Genomic DNA, 18,653 nt, shown 5'->3' with positions numbered 1-18,653 from the left:
GTCGGCGCACGAAGGGATCCGTATCACCATGTACGCAGCAACGTCCTCCGTGTCCGCACCGGTCCGGTCGCACCGCACGCTCCCGGCGGGCGGCGGCCCCTACCTCGAACCGGGCCGCACGTCGGCCGCGGTGCAGGGCGCAGTCCGGGCGCGGCGGATGCCGAGCGCCGGGTCCCAGCCCGTCAGTGGAAGAATCGACCTCTCGGGGCCGCAGGGCGCGCAACTGCGCACCGCACTGGCCTCGGTGCAGCGGATCTGTCCGGAGTTCGCGCCGGTGCAGGTGCTGCGGCGCAGCGGCCGCTCGGTCCTCCTGGTGGGCACCACCGGACGCATGACCGCCGTCGCGAAGGTTTTACTGGACCACTCGCCGGAATGGCGCGAGCGCTACCGGCACGAAATAGCGGCATACCGGGCGTTCGTCCGGCACCGCCCGCCGGTCCGGGTGCCGCGGCTGATCGCCGCCGACCCGGAGAACTGCACGCTGGTGGTGGAGCGGATGGCGGGCCGGGTCGCGGCGCTCCAGCGGCACCCGGTGGAGCCGCCGCCGCGGGTGGACCTCCGTGCGGCCCTGGGCGCGGTGTGCCGGGTCAACCAGTGGCAGCCGCCGGCGGAGCTGTTCGGCACCCCGATGAACTACGCCCGGCGGATCGCCCGCGACTACGAGTTGGGCCTGCTCACCGACCGGGACCTCGGCGACCTGCAGAAGCTGCTGCACGGGGTCAAGGTGTCGGGGGCGGCGCTCCAGTTCAACCACGGCGACGCGCTGCTGTCGAACCTGCTGCTGTCCCCCGCCGGTCCGGTGCTGCTCGACTGGGAGCACGCGGGCTGGTACCTGCCGGGCTACGACCTCGCCACCCTGTGGACGGTGCTCGGTGACGCCCCCGCCGCCCGCGCCCAGATCAGCCGGCTCGCGCAGTCTGCCGGTCCGGTGGCCCGGGACGCCTTCCTGATCAACCTGATGCTGGTGCTGACGCGGGAGATCCGGATGTCAGAGACGGCGGTGCAGCGCTCGATGCTGGCCAACGCCCCGGCCCAGCCGCCGGCGGTGGGCGCCCTGTCCTCCGGGGAGGAGCAGCGGCTGCTGCTCCGCCGCCTGCACGACGATGCGGGAATGGCCCGCCGGGCGGTGCGCGCGGCGGTCGGCACGCGCTGATCCGCCCCGCTCCGCCCCCTGACGCGAAGTCCCGTGGCGCCCACCGCCACGGGACTTCGCTCGTTCGCGTCCGTCAAGCGCGGCACCGGGCTCCGCTAGCGTGGGAGCGGACGATCGACGGGAGGCGCTGAATGAAGTCCGGAGTGCGCAAGTGGGAGGCGGTACGGGAGTTCGCCCTCGGCCTTCCGGAGGCCTTCGAGGACCATCCGTGGGGCCCCGAGGACTGTGTGGTCAAGGTGAACAAGAAGATCTTCGTCTTCCTGGGCAACACCGACGGCCCGGGGCAGCCCGGGCTGTCGGTCAAGCTCAAGGACGAGGCGCTGCACGGACACGCGATGACGGCGCCGGGGGCGGAGCCCACCGGGTACGGTCTGGGCCGGTCGGGCTGGGTTTCCGTGCCGCTGGCGGAGAAGGGGGCGCCCTCCGTGCAGGTGCTCTGCGAGTGGGTGGAGGAGAGCTACCGGACGGTGGCCCTCAAGCGGCACGTGAAGGAGCTGGACGCGCGAATCGGGGCGGAGGGCTGAGCGATCGGCCCGTGCTCGGGGCCGCGGGTGCGCCGGAAGGCTTGACATCACATGATCCCCCGAACACCTTTTCTGACTCAGCATCAGACATGTTGGAGTCACCCTCTCCTCCCCCACACCGCTGGAGCCTGCCCATGTCCGCAAGCGCTTCACGCACGTCCCCCGCCCCCCTCCCGTCTAGACGCGCCGTCCTCGCCGGTACGGGGGCCGGGGTGCTCGCCGCCACCGTGCTGCCGTCCGGCGCGGCGCGGGCCGACGGTGTCCCGGCCGGGGCGCAGCTCGGCGAGTACGACGTGGTGGTGGTCGGTTCCGGGGCAGCCGGGATGACGGCCGCGCTCACCGCCGCGAAGCGCGGGCTGAGCGTGCTGGTGGTCGAGAAGGCCCCGACCTTCGGCGGTTCGGCCGCCCGCTCCGGAGCCGGTATCTGGCTGCCGAACAATGCGGTGATCCTGGCCGCGGGGGTGCCGGACACCCCGCAGAAGGCGGCGGCGTACCTCGCGGCCGTCGTGGGGCCCGAGGTGCCGGCCGACCGCCAGGCCGCCTTCCTCGCCCACGGACCCCGCATGCTGGACTTCGTGATGGCCAACAGCCCCCTGAGGTTCCGCTTCATGGAGGGGTACAGCGACTACTACCCGAACCTGCCGGGCGGGCTGGCGAACGGCCGGTCGATCGAGCCGGACCAGATCGACGGGAACGTCCTCGGAGGGGAACTGGCCCGCCTGAACCCGGCGTACATGCCGGTGCCGGCCGGAATGGTGGTCTTCAGCCAGGACTACAAGTGGCTGAACCTCGCGGCGGTGAGCGCCAGGGGCCTGGCCGTGTCCACCGAGTGCCTGGCGCGCGGTACGAAGGCCGCGCTGCGCGGTGAGAAGCCGCTGACGATGGGCCAGGCCCTGGCGGCCGGACTGCGGGCGGGACTCCAGCGGGCCGGGGTGCCGCTCTGGCTGAACAGCCCCTTGGTGGATCTGGTCCAGGAGGGCGGCGCCGTCACGGGGGTGGTGGTCGACAAGGAGGGTGTGCGGGGTGTCGTACGGGCCCGCAAGGGGGTGGTCGTCGGCTCGGGCGGCTTCGAGCACAACGCGGCGATGCGGGCGCAGTACCAGCAGCAGCCGATCGGCACGCAGTGGTCGGTGGGCGCGAAGGAGAACACGGGCGACAGCATCCTGGCGGGCCGGCGGGCCGGGGCTTCGCTGGCCCTGATGGAAGACGCCTGGTGGGGGCCGTCGATCCCGCTGCCCGGGGAGCCGTACTTCTGTCTGGCCGAACGGACCCTGCCGGGCGGGCTGATCGTGAATGCGAACGGCACGCGGTTCGTCAACGAGGCGGCGCCGTACAGCGACGTGGTGCACGTGATGTACGAGAAGGACCGGGGCGCGGTCGGCTCGCACATTCCGGCGTGGCTGATCGTGGATCAGAACTACCGCAACAAGTACCTGTTCAAGGACATCCTGCCGACGCTGCCCTTCCCGGACTCGTGGTACCAGGCGGGCGCGGCGAAGAAGGCGTGGACGTGGGACGCGCTGGCGGGCCAGATCGGCGTACCGGCGGGTGCGCTGCGGGCGACGCTGGGCCGGTTCAACGCGCAGGCGTGGAGCGGCACCGATTCCGACTTCCACCGGGGCGACACCGCGTACGACCACTACTACACGGACCCGAACGTGCTGCCGAACTCGTGCCTGGCGCCGGTCTGGGTGCCGCCGTTCTACGCGTTCAAGATCGTGCCGGGGGATCTCGGTACGAAGGGCGGCATCGTCACGGACGCGCGGGCCCGGGCGCTTCGGGCGGACGGGTCGGTGATCCGCGGCTTGTACGCGGCGGGCAACGCCAGCGCCGCGGTGATGGGCCACAGCTACGCGGGGGCCGGGTCGACGATCGGCCCCGCGATGACGTTCGGCTACGTGGCGGCCAACGACATCGCGGACGCGTGACGTGACGGGCTCGGGGCCGGGCAGCGCTCGGCCCGGGGCCCGGCCTGGGGGCGGAGGGGGCCGGTCGGCCTTGGCCGAGGGCGTCAGCCCTGCTGGAAGAGCTCGGCGGGGAGCGGCTTCAGGAGGGCGTAGAGGTCATCGGTGATCGGGCGGTCCCAGCTGGCGATGGTGACCAGCACGTTGTCGCTGCGGTCGAACTGCACGCAGGAGATGCGGGACTCCGACAGCTTGATCTTCCGGACGATGAGGAGGTTGTCGCCCTGCATGACGGGGCAGTCCTCGACGCCCGTGACCTCGACGTCCTCGTCGTTCTCCAGCGCGTCGAGGAGCTGGGCCACCTCGAAGGGGACCTGGCCGTCGGTGAGGTCCCGGGCCGGGGATCCCTCGGGGAGGTTTCCGATGATCATCGCGGGGCCGCGTCCGCCGAACAGGTCGTAGCGGAGGAAGACCCCCTGGCAGCTGCCGTCGGGCGCGGGCAGCAGCCCGGCCCCGAGATTGCCCGGCCAGTCCCCCGGGTCCATGGCCAGGACATCGAAGTCCGGGCCGGCGGGTGTGGCGGCGCGGTGGCGGCGGAGGAAGGACATGCGGCCATGGTACGTGGCCGCGCGGGTTTTCCGGCCCGGGGGTCCGCATCCGGGGGCCTGCCGGGCCGGGCCAGGACGCCCGGGTCGTCATACCGGTGGGACCAGGATGAACCCGTGCGTGAGCAGGCCGGCGTCGCCTTCGACGCGCAGGGCCGCGGGCGGAACGCGGCCCCGGAGGAGCAGGGCGAGGTCAAAGGCCGTGCCCGCGGCCTCGACGTCCGCCGGTGCGGTGAGACCGGGCACCGTGCGGGCATCGTCACCCGAGAAGAGGACCGTCCGGCATTGCGGACCGTCGGTACGCCGGAAGCGGTACGCCTCCCCCACGCCCCGGCGGTGCCTGCCGCCGGCCGCGGCGCGCCGGAGCCATCACCTCGATCGTGTGGGTCACGGCGTCCGCGGCGACGTCCGGGGCGAGGGGGCCGGGGGTTCCGGTCGCGGATTCGGCGTCCCACCGGTGGACGGCCGGCTCGATGAGCTGCATCCGCAGCCGGAACCCCGAGGTCTGCTCGGTCGACCGGGTCCATACGGGGGTGTCCGGCCCCAGCTCGCGCGGGAGCTCCGCCGGCTCCCGCGCGCCTTGGGCGAACCAGTGGGTCAGCGCGTCCGGCCCGCCGGGATCCCGGGGGGGGTGTGAGTCCGGAAGGGTCCGGCGGGGTCGTCAGCCGTTCGGAGCAGGGGGACTCTGTCGATGTGATCCATGGGGTGCGTCCTGGCCGCCGGGCGGCGGCTGCGATCACGTTGAGCTACGGGCGAACGCCTCCAGTGCGGCGCGCAGCCCGGACCGGTCGGTGCCGAGTTTGCGGCAGGCGGCCGACAGCGCCCAGTCCGGGGACGCCGGCCCGGGGTCCTTCTCGGACCGCACGGCCAGGTCGGCGGCCCGGATCTCCTCCTCGGTGACCCAGTCCGCTCGGGGCGGCGCGGCGGGCAGGGTGCCGCCCATGCCCGTGAGGATCTCGGTCGCCTCCTCCACCAGCCGGTCGGCACCGCACTCCCGGGCCGTGACCACGGCCGCCGTCAGCAGGTCCGGGTCGCGCAGCCCGAAGCCCAGGGCGGCCAGGGCGCGGGCGAGTTCATAGCCGGCGGGTGACGCCGAAAGCAGGGTGACCGCCTCTCGGAGGAGTTCGGTGCGGTCCTGTGGCGCGGCGACCTCCGCCGCCACCCTCAGGGCCTGGCCGATGGCGGAGGGGGCACCGAAGGCCCTGGCCCGTCGGACGGCGTCGGCCGCGAGGGCGCGGGCCCGCTGCGGATCGTCCGCGGCGACGGCCCGCGCGAGGTGCAGCTGCCACGGGCACCAGGCCGGATTCTGGATCCCGCGCGGCGTCAGCCGCCGGTCCACCGACTCCAGTTCGACGACGGCCGCGCGCATCTCGCCACGCGCGAGCAGCAGTTCGGCGTAGACGGTCTGCGAGTCGGGGAAGACCACGGCGGCCGGGAAGGGGGCGCCGAACTCGTGCTCCTGTGCGAGCTCCCAGGCCTCGTCGACGCGGCCCCGGGCGAGCAGGGTCGTGAGGAGGATCGCTATGGCGTACCAGTGCACGGGGGTGCGCCGGCCCACGCGTTCGGCGAGGCGCAGTCCGGAGCGGGCGAGTTCCTCGGCCTCCACGAGTCGGCCGCGCCGGTAGCGGATGTAGGCGCGCAGGCTGTACGCGAAGGACAGGTGCGCACCGCGCCAGCCCTGGCGCTCGAACTCGGCGGTGCCCGCCTCGAACAGCTCCTCCGCCCGGCCGGGGCGGTCGGCGTACATGTGGACCATGGCGGCGAGCACCGGGGCCTCGAAGCCGCGGTCCTCGTGGGCCCAGCTGAAGGGGCGCTCCAGGACCCGGCCGGCGTGGTGCAGCACCACGTCCACCGGTTCGCCCCGCAGGCAGGCGTCCCAGGCGCGCAGTGCGATCACGTACCGCTCGGTGAGGTCGCGGCCCGTGAGGCGGTCGGCGAGCCGGGCGAGGCGCCGGGAGCGGGCCGGGGAGTCGGTCTCCGCGGCGTTGAAGGCGTCCCACATGAACTGCTCGGACTGCAGCCGCAGGCGGGCGCGTACGTCCGGGGTCCGGGCGATCTCGCGGGCGAGCGATTCGGAGGCCTCGGCGAGGCGGTCGCTGTGCGCGAGGACCTGGGCGAGCCGGATGACGATGCCCTGGCGCAGGGCCGGGTCGTCGATGGGCTCGGCGAGGGCCGCCCGCAGGTGGTTGACGGTGTTGGCGGGCTCGGTCAGCAGTGAGGCGCAGCCCAGTTCGTACAGTACGGCGGCTCGTTCGTCGAAGTCGGGTGGCTCGCGCAGGGCGCGGGCGAGCTGGCGCCGGGCGGCGTCGGGGGCTCCGGCGCGGAGGTTCTCCCCGGCGGCCTCGCGCAGGGTGCGCACCACCCAGGGGTCGTTCTCGGGGTGGGTCTCCAGCAGGTGGCGGGCGGCGGCGGAGGAGCCGAGGCCCGCGTCGACGACGGCCGCCGCGGCCTTCCCGTGCAGGGCGACGCGCAGTGCGTCGGGGATGGCACGGTAGATGGCGGTGGCGATGAGGGGGTGGACGAACTCCAGCCCGGTCTCGGGTTGGTGGTCGGACGGGGACCCGGCGGCGGACAGGATGCGGGCGTCGCGCAGGCGTGCGGTGGCGCCCGCGGCCTCCTCGGTGCCGAGGGCGGCGACCCGGGCGGCGATGTCCTGCGGGATGGCGGTGCCGAGGACGGCGCAGGCCCAGGCGAAGCGGACGGTGGAGGGGCCGAGGCGTTCGAGTCGGGCGACGAGGCCGCTGCCGCGCTGGGCGGCGGCGAGGTCGGCCAGCTGCGGGGCGTTCTCCTCGACGGGCCGCAGTCCCCTGCCGCGGACCTTGGCGGTGAGCTCGACGGCTTCGAAGGGGTTGCCGGTGGTGACGGTCCAGGCTTCCTTGCAGAACGCGTCGTCGGCGTGGTCGCCGAGGGCCTCGCGGACCAGGGCGGCCACGGCGGCCGGGGTGAGCGGGGCGAGCGGCAGCGGGGCCTGTCCCGCCCGGCCGGGCAGCGTACGGAAGGCGTCGGCGTGCGCGGGCAGTTCGTCGGGCCGGTAGGCGACGACGAGGAGCAGCGGGAGGTGTTCGGCGCGCGGGGCGAAGGCGGCGAGCCAGCTCAGGGACTCGGGGTCGGCCCAGTGCGCGTCGTCGAGGACGAGGGTGACGGGGGCGCGTTTGACGACGAGGTGGGTGAGGACCCAGTCGAGGCCGTCTCGCAGGCCCTGGGGGTCGGGCGGGGCGCCCTGTTCGGGGGCGCAGAGTCCGAGGGCGGGGCCGACGATGGAGTACCAGCTCCCGAGGGCGGCGCGCAGTTCCTGCTCGGAGGTGCCGGCCAGCTGGGGCTGGATCAGCTGGCGGGCGACGTGGAAGGGCTGGCTCTGCTCCTGTTCGCCGCCGCGTGCGGCGAGGACGGTGCAGGAGCGGGCGTGGGCTCGTCGGCGCAGTTCGGCGAGCACGGTGGTCTTGCCGAGGCCGGCGGGACCGGAGAAGGCCAGCAGCGCGCCGCCGGCCTCCGGCCCGGGACCGGTGAGCTGGTCCAGGGCCTCGTCGACGATCGCGAGTTCGGCATCGCGTTCGACCATGGTGCGCCGCATGCGCGTCCTGTGGTCCGTCATGGCTGGTACCCCCCAGGCCTGTTCTGGGAGATCAGCGTACGCCCGCGCACATCGCGGGGTGGGTCACTGCCGGAAAGAATCCGATCTTCTTTTCCGACGGGATTCCGGGAAGGGTCCGAGGGCGATCAGTCCTGCCCGGAACGTGTCGCGAGGCCTTCGAGGACGGCCACGGCCTCGGCGGCCCGGTCGGCCGCCACGAAGAGGTGGTCGTGGTGGTATCCGGCGATGACGTTGCAGCTCAGGCCGTGGGAGCCGAGTTCGGCGGCGAAGGCCGCGGTGAGGCCGACGGCGTCGAGCGCGGAGTGGATCCGCAAGGTGGTCCACCCGGCGGTGCAGTCGTGGGCGAGACCGGCGGCGCCGGCGTCCTCCTGGCGCAGGACGAGGGTGAGGCCCTCGGCTTCCGGGACGGTGGCGACGGGGGCGGTCCCGGCGGGAACGGCGGCCCCGGGGACGGTGCAGAACACGTACACGCCGTCGTTCAGCTCGGGTCGCATCCCGCTCAGCGGTTTCCGCAGGTCGCTCGCTCCACTCGTGCGGCAACCCCACCGATCACACGCCGGCTCCCCAGCCGGGCAGCCGGCCCCGCCCTCCCCGGCGGGGCGGGCGGGGCGGGGCGGTGGCGGGCGGTCAGGTGAGGTCGAACTCCCCGCCCCGGGCGTTCAGCACGAACTTGTGCCATTCGTCCGGTGAGAAGATCAGGGAGGGGCTTTCGGGGCGCTCGCTGTTGCGCATCGCGATGAAGCCCTCGACGAAGGCGATCTGGACGTCGCCCGCTCCCCGGCTGCTCGACCGCCAGTCCGCCTCGGTGAGATCGAGGTCCGGCTTCCCCCAGCCAGCGAGGGGCTGTGAAGTCATGCTCTCGGCCACGTGCGTGCTCCTCCCGGTACGTCGTCCGGGGGCCAGGTTAACCATCGGGGCGGGTGCCGCACAGGCCACGGTGAGTCACTCGTGACCGGTCCGGCACCCGGGCGGGGTCGACGGCCGCGTTCAGGTGGCGGGCTCCTGCGCCCCCACCAGCCACATGGCGAAGAACTGCGCGCCGCCGCCGTAGGCGTGCCCCAGTGCCCGGCGGGCTCCCGGAACCTGGTGTTCCCCGGCCTGGCCGCGGACTTGGAGGGCCGCCTCGGCGAAGCGGATCATTCCGGACGCGCCGATCGGGTTGGTGGACAGCACGCCGCCCGACGGGTTGACCGGAAGGTCCCCGTCGATCTCGGTGACTCCGGCCTCGGTGAGCTTCCAGCCCTCGCCCTCCTCGGCGAAGCCCAGGTTCTCCAGCCACATCGGCTCGTACCAGGAGAACGGCACGTACATCTCGACGGCGTCGATCTCCCGGCGCGGGTCGGTGATCCCGGCCTGCCGGTAGACGTCGGCGGCGCAGTCCTTGCCGGCCTGCGGGGAGACGAAGTCCTTGCCGGCGAAGAGGGTGGGTTCGCTGCGCATCGCCCCGCCGTGCACCCAGGCGGGCGGCTTCGGCGAACGGGCCCCGCCCGCCCGGTCGGTGAGGACCATCGCGCACGCGCCGTCGGAGGACGGGCAGGTCTCGGAGTAGCGGATCGGGTCCCACAGCATCGGCGAGGCCTGGACCTTCTCCAGCGTGATGTCGTGCTCGTGCAGGTGCGCGTAGGGATTCTTCAGCGCGTTGCGCCGGTCCTTGTACGCCACCAGCGAGCCGACCCCGTCCGGCGCGCCGGTGCGCCGCATGTACGCGCGCACGTGCGGGGCGAAGAAGCCGCCGGCGCCAGCGAGCAGCGGCTGCTGGAAGGGGACGGGAAGGGAGAGCCCCCACATGGCGTTCGATTCGGACTGTTTCTCGAAGGCGAGGGTGAGGACGGTGCGGTGGACGCGGGCCGAGACGAGGTTGGCGGCGACGAGCGCGGTGGATCCGCCGACCGAGCCGGCCGTGTGCACGCGCAGCATCGGCTTGCCGACGGCGCCGAGCGCGTCCGCCAGGTACAGCTCCGGCATCATCACCCCCTCGAAGAAGTCGGGGGCCTTGCCGATGACGATCGCGTCGACGTCGGCCCAGGTCAGTTCGGCGTCGGCGAGGGCGCGCGTGGCGGCCTCGCGTACGAGTCCGGCGATGGACACGTCGTGGCGGGCGGCCACGTGCTTGGTCTGGCCGATACCGACGACGGCCACGGGCTCTTTACTCACCTTGCGTCCCCTTCCAGGACGGCGACCAGGTTCTGCTGGAGGCAGGGGCCGGAGGTGGCGTGGGCGACGGCCCGGTCGGATGCGCCGCGGTGGATGCGTGCGGCCGCCTCGCCGATGCGGATCAGGCCGGCGGCCATCATCGGGTTGGCGGCGAGTGCCCCGCCGGAGGGGTTGACGGCGACGGTGTCTCCGAGCCCGAGGGCCTTGCGGAGCACCACCTCCTGGGAGGAGAACGGCGCGTGCAGTTCCGCCGTGTCCACGGGGGCCTCGAAGAGTCCGGCGTGCTGCGCCGCGATCCGGGTGGACGGGGAGTCGGTGAGGTCGCGCAGGCCCAGGCCGTGGGCTTCGATGCGGTGGTCGATGCCGGTGATCCAGGCGGGGCGTTCGCACAGCTGCCGCGCGAGGTCTCCGGCGGCCAGGACCACCGCGGCCACGCCGTCGCCGACGGGCGGGCAGTCGCCGGTACGCAGCGGCCGGACCTGGTAGTCGCCCTGTGGGACGGCGCCGCGCAGCTGGGCGTGCGGGTTGGCCCCGGCGTCGGTCCGGCTGCGCGCCGCGATGGCTGCCAGGGCGGGCTCGTCGGTCTCGCCCGCGTCGACGAGCGCCTGGGCCTGGAGGGCGGCGAGGGCCACCGAGTCGGGCCAGAGCGGGGCGAGGTAGTACGGGTCGAGCTGGCGGGTGAGGACGTCGCGTACGGATCCGGGCGAGGACTTCCCGTACGAGTAGACCAGGGCGGTGTCGGCCTCGCCGGTCTGGATCTTGACCCAGGCCTCGTAGAGGGCCCACGCGCCGTCCATCTCGACGTGGGACTCGGATATCGGCGGCCAGGCGCCGACCCCGTCGAGGGTCATGGTGAAGGAGAAGGCGCGGCCCGCCAGGTAGTCGCTGGAGCCGGAGCAGGTGAAGCCGATCTCGCCGGCCTTCAGTCCGGTGGCGGCCAGCACCTGGTGGAGGACCGGCATGACCATCTCGACTTCGCTGAGCTCGTCGGTGCGGCGCAGGTGGTCGCTCTGCGCGAAGGCGACAACGGCCACGTCGCGTGCGTACCTGCTCGTCCGGGGCTCGGCCATCAGATGAGCTCCTTGTACGCGTCGTAGTCCGCGTCCGGCTCGCCGGTGGGGCGGTAGTGGTCGGGGTGGCGGCCGCCTTCGGTCCAGACGGGCTCGACGCGCAGGCCCATGCGGACCTGGTCGTACGGGATGCCGCCGATCCGGCCGTGGAGGGCGAGGCCGGCGCCGTCGAGGGCGATGTGGGCGTAGACGTAGGGGACTTCGATGTCAAGGTTCTTGGCTTTGATGTTGACGATGCAGAAGGTGGTGACGGTGCCGGCCGGGCCGACCTCGACGTGGTCGGTGGTGGCGACCCCGCAGGTGGGGCAGGCGCCGCGGGGCGGGACGTACACCTTGTGGCAGGAGGGGCAGCGCTCGCCGACGGTCCGCTGTTCGGAGAGGGCGTTGATGTAGGCGGTCTGGGCGCGGCCGGGGCTGTAGACGTAGTCCAGGCGGGCCTCGGCGACGATGCCGGTGACGGGGTTCTCGAAGACGCCGCCGTGCGGGGCGGGCCCGGCTTCGGGGGAGGGCCCGTCGTACCGCTCGAAGCAGGCGATGTCGGTGATGGCGCCGGTACGTTCGGCGGCCCAGCGGACACGGACGCGCATACCGGTGCGCACCGCTTCGGGGCCGGGGGCGTCGAGGGCGTGCAGGAGGGCGGTGTCGGCGCCGTCGAGCTTGACCAGGACCCAGGCGAAGGGCGTGTCCAGTGGCTGGTGGGGGCGCGGCCGGTCGTTCCAGGCCCAGGTGGTGACCGTGCCGGTGGCGGCGACCTCGACGAGCTCGCGGATCTCCTCGGAGGTGACGGGGTCGTACTCGACGGGCGGGACCACCACCCTGCCGTCCGCGGTCTTCACGCCGAGGACGACGCTGTCGCGCAGACCGCTGAAGAAGGCGCTCTGGACGGGCCCGAGGGACCGGGTGAAGGGGAACTCGACGACGAGAGGCGCGCGGAGCACCTCCGGCGGGGAGGCAGCTGTCATGGTGGCTCTCCGATGCGGTTGGTTCCGGTGATGTCAGCCCGGGCGGCGTCTGAAGCGTGCTCTTCCAGCTCCGCGGGCGTTTGAGGCGCGGGGGTCCGGGGCGGCGCCCCCCGCAACGGCGCCGCACCCGGGCACGGGCGAGGCGCGGCCACGGGTTCGGGCCCGGCCCGGCCGGACTACTCGCGCCGGTACACCGCGGGCCGCTTCTCCGCGAAGGCCCGCGCCCCCTCCTTCGCATCGGCCGTGTCGAAGACCGGCCACCCGCGCAGGAGTTCCGACGCCAACCCCTCCCGTTCCGTCAGCCCCGCGGTCTCGTAGACCGACGCCTTGACCGCCTCCACCGCGAGCGGCCCGCACGCGTTGATCTGCTCGGCGATCTCCAGGGCGGCGTCGAGCGCCGTCCCGTCCGGGACGACCCGCCCGACGAGCCCGATCCGCGCGGCCTCCTCGGCGGAGTACGGGCGGCCGGTCAGCAGCATCTCCAGGGCGTGCGTGCGCGGGATCTGCCGGGGCAGCCGCACCGTGGAGCCGCCGATCGGGAAGAGACCGCGCTTGACCTCGAAGAGCCCGAAGGTGGCGCCCTGGGCCGCCACCCGGATGTCGGTGCCCTGGAGGATCTCGGTGCCGCCGGCCACGCAGTAGCCCTCCACCGCCGCGATCACCGGCTTGCGCGGCCGGTGGTGGCGGAGCATCGCCTTCCAGTGCAGGTCGGGGTCGGCCTTGAGGCGGTCCCGGTACCGGTCCCCCGCCATGCCCTTGCCGGCCAGGGCCTTGAGGTCCATGCCGGCGCAGAAGTCGCCGCCCGCCCCGGTCAGGACCACGGAGCGGATCCCGTGGTCGGCGTCCGCCTCCAGCCAGCCGTCGTACAGTCCCACCAGCAGCGGCAGCGAGAGCGCGTTCTTCGCCTCGGGCCTGTTCATGGTGAGCACCAGCGTGGCGCCGCGGCGTTCCACGGTCAGGTGTTCCGTCCCACCCATTGCCGTCCTCCCGTCTCAAGACCTAGAACAGGTTGCAGTAGGGGAGGGTGCAGTTCAATAGTTTTCTGACACTCAGTCAGGTTTCTTGGGCGGCGCCCCTTCCCAGTTGCCGGCCTCGGCGCTCTAATGACCGCCGAGCAGCGGGCCACGGGGCCAGTCATCGGGAACAACGGGGTCAGGAGGAACGGTGGAGTACAACCTTGCCGACCTGTTCGAGTCGGTCGTGGACGTGGTCCCGGACCGTGAGGCCCTCGTGTACGTGGACCACCCCGGTACGGGCGCCGAGCGCCGCCTCACGTACGCGGAGCTGGACACGGCGGCGAACCGGATCGCACACCACCTGCTGGACAGCGGCCTGGCGGCCGGTGAGCACCTGGGCCTGCACCTCTACAACGGGATCGAGTACCTCCAGACCGTCCTGGCCTGCCTGAAGGCCCGGCTGGTCCCGGTGAACGTCAATTACCGGTACGTCGAGGAGGAGTTGGTCTACCTCTACAACGACGCCGATCTCGCCGCGCTCGTCTTCGAGGGCGAGTTCACCGGGCGGGTGGCGGCCGCGCTGCCCAGGACCCCGAAGCTGCGCCACCTCATCCGGGTCGGCGAGGTGCCCGAGGGGGCCCCGGAGCCGTCGATCGCACCGGTCGCCTACGCGGACGCGGAGGCGGCGGGGTCGCCCGGGCGCGGGTTCCCGGCGCGCAGCGCCGACGACCTGTTCATCATCTACACCGGCGGCACCACGGGCTTGCCCAAGGGCGTCATGTGGCGGGCCGAGGACCTCTTCTTCGCGGGCCTCTTCGGCGGCGAGCCCTCGGGCGAGCCGGTGAAGCGGCCGGAGGAGCTGGCGGAACGGGTGGCGGCGCGCGGCGCCGGGCTCACCTTCTTCCCGGCTCCCCCGCTGATGCACGGGACGTCGACGCTGACCTCGTTCATCGCCTTCAACTACGGCCAGCGGGTGGTCATCCACCGCAAGTACGCTCCCGAGGAGGTGCTGCGCACGATCGAGAAGGAGAAGGTGTCGAGCGTGTCGCTGGTCGGCGACGCGATGCTGCGGCCGCTCATCGACGCCCTGAACGGTCCGCTGCGGGGGACCGACCTGTCGTCGCTCTTCAGCGTCTCCTCGTCCGGGGCGATCATGTCCGAGACGGTGCGCGCCGAGTTCCAGAGGCTGGTGCCGAACGTCCTGCTCCTGAACAACTTCGGTTCCTCGGAATCCGGGTCCAACGGCCGGGCCACGGACGACTCCGGCCCGGAGAAGGGCTTCCGGCTGGAGGTCAACGACCGTACGCAGGTGGTGGACCCGGTGACGCACGAGCCGGTGGCGGTCGGCGAGCCGGGGCGCCTCGCACAGCGCGGCCACGTGCCGCTCGGCTACTACAACGACCCGGAGAAGACCGCCGACACCTTCTTCCGGAAGGGCGGGGAGCGCTGGGTGCTCCTCGGTGACATGGCGACGGTCGACGAGCAGGGCATCGTCACCGTGCTCGGCCGCGGCTCGCAGTGCATCAACACGGGCGGCGAGAAGGTCTATCCGGAAGAGGTCGAGCAGGCGCTGAAGTCGCATCCCGACGTGTACGACGCCCTGGTGGCCGGAGTCCCGGACCCGACCTGGGGCAGCCACGTGGCGGCGGTGGTGCAGGTGAGGCCGGGAGCCGAGGCGCCGACGCTGGACGCGATCCAGAGCCACTGCCGCACCAGGCTGGCGGGTTACAAGATCCCGCGGCAGCTGGTCATCACCCCTGCCGTACAGCGTTCCCCGAGCGGCAAGGCGGACTACCGGTGGGCGAAGGCGGTGGCGACGGAGGCGGACACCGGCACGGAAACGGCGCGCTGAGACCGCGGGCGGGTCCGGATCGGCGCCGCGCACGGCGCGGCCTCGATCCGGGCCCGCCCGCTGCCCTTGCCTGCCCGCCGTTCAGGTTCCGGCCGCCAGGAAGCGCTCGACGCGCGCCGTGAAGCGGGCGGGGTCGTCCAGCCACGGGAAGTGCGCGGCGACGGGCTGGACGTCGAGGAGCCCGGCGGGCAACGTCTGCGCGATCCGCTCCGCGAGCCCGGGGGGCGGGTTGCCGTCGAGTTCGCCCGCCAGCACCAGCGTCTCCCCCGCGAACCGGCGCAGGGCCGCGCGGGTGGCGGGCGGGTCGCAGGCGCCGGGGCCGGCGAAGGCCGCGGCCGCCTTCTCGTTCTGCTCCTGCTCACCCGCGGCGTAGTGGGCCCGGGCGGTCCCGTCCCAGCGGCCGTAGAAGAGGGGCGCCGCACGGTCCCAGTTCTCGTCCGTGTCGGCGCCGCCGAGGATGCGCCCGTAGGCCTCGAGGGCCGTGTCGTACGGCTCGGTCCCCGCCCTGAGGCGGGCCGCCGCCAGCCGGTCCTCCGCGGTGCTCGCGAGGTCCAGTACCCATGCGGTGGGGGTGACGAGGACCGTCCGGCCCAGCCGCTGCGGGTGCGCGGCCGCGTACAGCAGGGCCAGGTTGCCGGCGGCGGAGTGGGCCAGGAGGTCCATGCGCTCGAGGTACAGGTGGGCGCGGAGCGCCTCCACGTCGGCGACCTGGTGGTCCACGCGGTACGTCGACTCGTCGGCCGGCACCGCGGAGTCGCCGGTGCCGCGCAGGTCGAGGAGGATCAGAGTGCGGCCGGCGGCGAGTCCCCCGAGGTCCCCCAGGTAGCGCGAGGCGCGCATGGCCCCGCCGGGGAGGCAGACCAGCGGCGGCCCTTCCCCCAGGGTTCGGTAGGCGAGTTCGGTCCCGTCGTAGGCGGAGAAGATCGGCATGGAGGCCATGAGATCAGACGATCACTCGTTCGAGTCATTGATTCAACCTGCGGAGTCCTGGCAATCTACCGAATGATCGGTCGGTACCTTGGCCTACTCACGATGGGGTGACAGCATGGCGGCGCAGGTGGGATTCCGCGACGAAGGCGAGCGGCTGAGCCGCGACGAGCTGGCAGCCCTGCAGCTCATCCGGCTGCGGGCGGCCCTTCACCGTGCGTACGAGCGGGTGCCGTTCTACCGGCAGGCCTTCGACAAGGCGGGTGTGCATCCGGACGACTGCCGCTCCCTGGCCGACCTCTCGCTGTTCCCCCTCACGACCAAGGCCGATCTGCGCGACCAGTATCCCTTCGGCATGTTCGCGGTGCCGCGTTCCGAGGTGCGCCGCATCCACGCCTCCAGTGGCACCACCGGCCGTCCGACCGTCGTCGGTTACACCGACGGGGACCTCTCCACCTGGTCCGACGTCGTGGCCCGTTCGATACGCGCGGCCGGAGGCAGGCCCGGCCAGATCGTCCACATCGCCTACGGCTACGGCCTGTTCACGGGCGGCCTCGGCGCGCACTACGGCGCCGAGCGCCTCGGCTGCACGGTCGTGCCCGCCTCGGGCGGGATGACGGACCGCCAGGTCCGGCTCATCGAGGACTTCCGGCCGGAGGTCATCATGGTGACGCCCTCCTACATGCTGACCCTGCTGGACGAGATGGAGCGCCAGGGCATCGACCCGCGCACCACCTCGCTGCGGACGGGGATCTTCGGTGCGGAGCCGTGGACCGAGGAGATGCGCCGGGAGATCGAGGAGCGCCTCGACATGGACGCGGTGGACATCTACGGCCTGTCCGAGGTCATCGGTCCCGGCGTGGCGCAGGAATGCGTCGAGACCAAGGACGGCCTGCACATCTGGGAGGACCACTTCTACCCCGAGGTGGTCGATCCACTGACGGGCGCGGTGCTGCCGGAGGGCGAGCTGGGGGAGCTGGTGTTCACCTCCCTCACCAAGGAGGCCATGCCGGTCGTCCGCTACCGCACCCGGGACCTGACGCGGCTGCTCCCCGGCACGGCCCGGCCGGCCTTCCGGCGGATGGAGAAGATCACGGGCCGCAGTGACGACATGATCATCCTGCGCGGGGTGAACCTTTACCCGACCCAGATCGAGGAGATCCTGCTGCGGACACCGGGGCTGGCACCGCACTTCCAGCTGAGGCTGGCCCGGGAGGGCCGGATGGACACCCTCACGGTCCGGGTGGAGGCCCGCCGGGATTCGGACGCCGCCCTGCGGGAGGCGGCGGCGGCCGATGTGGTCCAGGCGGTCAAGGCGGGGGTCGGCGTTTCCGTCCGGGTCGAGGTGGTCGACCCGGAGACCCTGGAGCGCTCGGTGGGCAAGATCAAAAGACTGGTCGACCTGCGAAGGTGACCACCCCGAACCGCCACGTCGACCACGAACTCATCGAGGCGGCGGCCGACGTCGCCCGCACCCGCTGCCGGGGCGGCAACCACACCACGGCGGCCGCCGCCCGCGCGCAGGACGGCCGGATCGTCTCCGCAGTGGACGCCTACCGCTTCACTTCCCCGCCCTCGAGGTCATCGTCGGCGTGGGCGACCGCGTCAGGACCGTCCCCGTCACCGACCTGCTCCCCGAAAGCTACGTCTGGGCCGACCACCAGCTCGACGCCGAGCAGTCCGCGGGACCGGCGGGCCGACCCTTCGGCGGACCGCCTTCCGGGCCGGGCCATAATCCCGCCATGAACATGATTGCCGGGCGGGCGCTGTTGGCGTTCCTGCTCATGGGAACCAGCCTGATCGGATGCTCCCTCCTTCCCCCGTTCGAGACGTGCGAGGGAACAGAGGCGGCCGTGGCCGAGCTCGACCGGCTGCCCGCGCTGGATCTGCGTCCGAAGGGGGCCGTGTCCGTCGGCGGCGGCCCGTGGGCCGGGGCCGAATGTGTCGACGACACCGGCGGCGCCTGGCTCTCCGCGACGCGGTTCTACGCGTACGGCGGGACCAGGAAGGAAGTACTGGAGTTCTACGGCCGGGAGGCGTCAGCAGCGGGCTGGCGTCCGGTGCACGACTTGGACATGGGACCGGACGGCAGCTTCGCCGTCTTCTGCTTCGAATCCGCCGACCGGCCGAGCATCACCCTCGCCTTCGACTCACCCGAGAGGCTCCGAGAGATCTACGGCGTGGAACCGCACCCCGCGGCCCGGCTCGGAGTGGACGCCCGCACCTGGTTCTCGTGGTCCGCCGAAGCGCAACCCGACGGCTCGCGCATGGGCTGCTAGGTGTAAACAACCCTGCGGGCCAACACACCTAGGGGGTGTCTTGCCACTCAGGCCGGCTCAGGGAGCGACGTCTGGCCGGCATGGCCTCATGGGCCCACAGGCCGAGGGGAAGCATCGCACGGCGGATGAGAAGGGCGACGCGGGGCGTCGTCGTGCGAGGACAACGCGGCGAGGCGCGGCTGGTGGCAACGGCCACCGGTGCCGGCACGGGCATCGGCCCGGACACCCGCACGGACACCGCCGCCCCGCTGGAGTGCGCCCGGCGGCTCGCCGACGTCCGGCGCGCCGCCCGCCGCCGCTCGGTGGTCGCCCTGACGGCGCCCCTCGCCGCGGCCGCGCTCCTTGTATCCGCCGACCTCCAACCGGCCTGGCTTGACGAGGAGCGTGCTGCCGCCGTCCCGGTTCGGCGAGCTGGAGACGGGCCGGCGCCGCGCCGACTTCGCCCGTCTGCTGCCGCCCCGCACGTACCCGGACCCGCCGGACCGCGCCCGCCGCGCCGCGGCCGCCCGGTACCGCCTGCGACGTCAACCGCTCCGGCAGCGATCGGGTGGGCCGGGTCGCCGTCTACCGGCTCTGCCGGTAGACGGCGACACGCTGGTCTCCAAGGACGCGGCGCCCGCGAGCCGGGTGTGACGCCGGAACCGGAGCGGAGAGACGAAACCACCCCTTCGGGCC

At 73.0% G+C, this 18,653-nt stretch carries 15 protein-coding genes and 3 pseudogenes; 7 read left to right on the top strand and 11 right to left on the bottom strand.

Going from position 1 to position 18,653, the window contains the following annotated elements; all coding sequences use genetic code 11:
• Positions 1-28 precede the first annotated feature (28 nt).
• The 3 genes from ACZ3X1_RS23045 (at position 29) to kstD (ending at position 3,605) form a co-directional block, all read left to right on the top strand.
• Complete coding sequence (locus ACZ3X1_RS23045) at positions 29-1,153, top strand: aminoglycoside phosphotransferase family protein (protein ID WP_467280795.1); 1,125 nt, start codon at positions 29-31, stop codon at positions 1,151-1,153.
• Between the two features lie 131 nt (positions 1,154-1,284).
• A complete protein-coding gene (locus ACZ3X1_RS23040) occupies positions 1,285-1,677 on the top strand; it encodes an MmcQ/YjbR family DNA-binding protein (RefSeq protein WP_356812805.1) in 393 nt (130 codons plus the stop codon).
• 134 nt (positions 1,678-1,811) lie between these two features.
• Positions 1,812-3,605, top strand: coding sequence for a 3-oxosteroid 1-dehydrogenase (kstD, locus tag ACZ3X1_RS23035; RefSeq protein WP_467280794.1), 1,794 nt, complete (start codon positions 1,812-1,814; stop codon positions 3,603-3,605).
• Between the two features lie 83 nt (positions 3,606-3,688).
• Here the strand turns inward: kstD and ACZ3X1_RS23030 are convergent, their stop codons facing one another.
• The 10 genes and pseudogenes from ACZ3X1_RS23030 to ACZ3X1_RS22985 all read right to left on the bottom strand — a co-directional run bounded on the left by ACZ3X1_RS23030 (position 3,689) and on the right by ACZ3X1_RS22985 (position 12,941).
• Positions 3,689-4,189: a hypothetical protein gene (locus ACZ3X1_RS23030; protein WP_030030746.1), complete on the bottom strand. Its 501-nt coding sequence runs from the start codon at positions 4,187-4,189 to the stop codon at positions 3,689-3,691.
• 87 nt (positions 4,190-4,276) lie between these two features.
• Entirely contained in the window at positions 4,277-4,513 is a 237-nt protein-coding gene (locus ACZ3X1_RS23025) for a hypothetical protein (protein ID WP_467280793.1), read from the bottom strand.
• A pseudogene (locus ACZ3X1_RS23020) lies at positions 4,446-4,802 on the bottom strand (maleylpyruvate isomerase N-terminal domain-containing protein); the annotation flags it as partial. The pseudogene ACZ3X1_RS23020 and the gene ACZ3X1_RS23025, both read right to left, overlap by 68 nt.
• Before the next feature lie 120 nt (positions 4,803-4,922).
• Positions 4,923-7,778, bottom strand: a complete 2,856-nt coding sequence (locus ACZ3X1_RS23015) for an ATP-binding protein (RefSeq protein WP_390079324.1) — start codon at positions 7,776-7,778, stop codon at positions 4,923-4,925.
• Positions 7,779-7,903: 125 nt separating this feature from the next.
• Positions 7,904-8,308, bottom strand: a pseudogene (locus tag ACZ3X1_RS23010) (ACT domain-containing protein); the annotation flags it as partial.
• Between the two features lie 97 nt (positions 8,309-8,405).
• Positions 8,406-8,633: a DUF397 domain-containing protein gene (locus ACZ3X1_RS23005; protein ID WP_390079354.1), complete on the bottom strand. Its 228-nt coding sequence runs from the start codon at positions 8,631-8,633 to the stop codon at positions 8,406-8,408.
• Positions 8,634-8,765: 132 nt separating this feature from the next.
• On the bottom strand, positions 8,766-9,932 hold the full coding sequence (locus tag ACZ3X1_RS23000) for a thiolase domain-containing protein (protein WP_356812810.1): 1,167 nt from the start codon (positions 9,930-9,932) through the stop codon (positions 8,766-8,768).
• The gene (locus ACZ3X1_RS22995; RefSeq protein ID WP_467280792.1) at positions 9,929-11,002 is read right to left on the bottom strand and encodes a thiolase domain-containing protein; all 1,074 of its coding nucleotides are present in this window, start codon (positions 11,000-11,002) and stop codon (positions 9,929-9,931) included. Before ACZ3X1_RS22995 ends, ACZ3X1_RS23000 begins: the two co-directional genes overlap by 4 nt.
• On the bottom strand, positions 11,002-11,964 hold the full coding sequence (locus ACZ3X1_RS22990) for a Zn-ribbon domain-containing OB-fold protein (RefSeq protein WP_467280791.1): 963 nt from the start codon (positions 11,962-11,964) through the stop codon (positions 11,002-11,004). The genes ACZ3X1_RS22995 and ACZ3X1_RS22990 overlap by 1 nt, the downstream gene beginning before the upstream one ends.
• A 176-nt stretch (positions 11,965-12,140) precedes the next feature.
• Positions 12,141-12,941, bottom strand: coding sequence for a crotonase/enoyl-CoA hydratase family protein (locus tag ACZ3X1_RS22985; RefSeq protein WP_356812813.1), 801 nt, complete (start codon positions 12,939-12,941; stop codon positions 12,141-12,143).
• Positions 12,942-13,128: 187 nt separating this feature from the next.
• Between ACZ3X1_RS22985 and ACZ3X1_RS22980 the strand changes: the two genes are divergently transcribed.
• On the top strand, positions 13,129-14,772 hold the full coding sequence (locus tag ACZ3X1_RS22980) for an acyl-CoA synthetase (protein WP_467280790.1): 1,644 nt from the start codon (positions 13,129-13,131) through the stop codon (positions 14,770-14,772).
• Between the two features lie 81 nt (positions 14,773-14,853).
• Here ACZ3X1_RS22980 and ACZ3X1_RS22975 read toward each other — a convergent pair whose 3' ends face one another.
• A complete protein-coding gene (locus tag ACZ3X1_RS22975; RefSeq protein WP_467280789.1) occupies positions 14,854-15,702 on the bottom strand; it encodes an alpha/beta fold hydrolase in 849 nt (282 codons plus the stop codon).
• Between the two features lie 115 nt (positions 15,703-15,817).
• Here ACZ3X1_RS22975 and paaK point away from each other — a divergent pair, with 115 nt between their 5' ends.
• From paaK to ACZ3X1_RS22960, 3 genes and pseudogenes are all read left to right on the top strand, one after another.
• Entirely contained in the window at positions 15,818-17,113 is a 1,296-nt protein-coding gene (gene paaK, locus ACZ3X1_RS22970) for a phenylacetate--CoA ligase PaaK (RefSeq protein WP_467280788.1), read from the top strand.
• Positions 17,110-17,375 (top strand): annotated as a pseudogene (locus ACZ3X1_RS22965) (cytidine deaminase); the annotation flags it as partial. The gene paaK and the pseudogene ACZ3X1_RS22965, both read left to right, overlap by 4 nt.
• Before the next feature lie 975 nt (positions 17,376-18,350).
• Complete coding sequence (locus tag ACZ3X1_RS22960; RefSeq protein WP_467280787.1) at positions 18,351-18,611, top strand: hypothetical protein; 261 nt, start codon at positions 18,351-18,353, stop codon at positions 18,609-18,611.
• Positions 18,612-18,653 lie beyond the last annotated feature (42 nt).

The sequence above is a fragment of the Streptomyces sp. NPDC023541 genome (assembly GCF_055559995.1).
This window is presented reverse-complemented; position numbering and strand designations above follow the sequence as displayed.

What these genes read in the sequence shown, in the direction of transcription:
- kstD (WP_467280794.1), top strand. Translation starts at nt 1,812, where the DNA reads ATGTCCGCAAGCGCTTCACGCACGTCCCCCGCCCCCCTCCCGTCTAGA.
- ACZ3X1_RS23030 (WP_030030746.1), bottom strand. Translation starts at nt 4,189, where the DNA reads ATGTCCTTCCTCCGCCGCCACCGCGCCGCCACACCCGCCGGCCCGGAC.
- paaK (WP_467280788.1), top strand. Translation starts at nt 15,818, where the DNA reads ATGGCGGCGCAGGTGGGATTCCGCGACGAAGGCGAGCGGCTGAGCCGC.
- ACZ3X1_RS22985 (WP_356812813.1), bottom strand. Translation starts at nt 12,941, where the DNA reads ATGGGTGGGACGGAACACCTGACCGTGGAACGCCGCGGCGCCACGCTG.
- ACZ3X1_RS23045 (WP_467280795.1), top strand. Translation starts at nt 29, where the DNA reads ATGTACGCAGCAACGTCCTCCGTGTCCGCACCGGTCCGGTCGCACCGC.
- ACZ3X1_RS22995 (WP_467280792.1), bottom strand. Translation starts at nt 11,002, where the DNA reads ATGGCCGAGCCCCGGACGAGCAGGTACGCACGCGACGTGGCCGTTGTC.
- ACZ3X1_RS23040 (WP_356812805.1), top strand. Translation starts at nt 1,285, where the DNA reads ATGAAGTCCGGAGTGCGCAAGTGGGAGGCGGTACGGGAGTTCGCCCTC.
- ACZ3X1_RS23015 (WP_390079324.1), bottom strand. Translation starts at nt 7,778, where the DNA reads ATGACGGACCACAGGACGCGCATGCGGCGCACCATGGTCGAACGCGAT.
- ACZ3X1_RS22990 (WP_467280791.1), bottom strand. Translation starts at nt 11,964, where the DNA reads ATGACAGCTGCCTCCCCGCCGGAGGTGCTCCGCGCGCCTCTCGTCGTC.
- ACZ3X1_RS22975 (WP_467280789.1), bottom strand. Translation starts at nt 15,702, where the DNA reads ATGCCGATCTTCTCCGCCTACGACGGGACCGAACTCGCCTACCGAACC.
- ACZ3X1_RS23005 (WP_390079354.1), bottom strand. Translation starts at nt 8,633, where the DNA reads ATGACTTCACAGCCCCTCGCTGGCTGGGGGAAGCCGGACCTCGATCTC.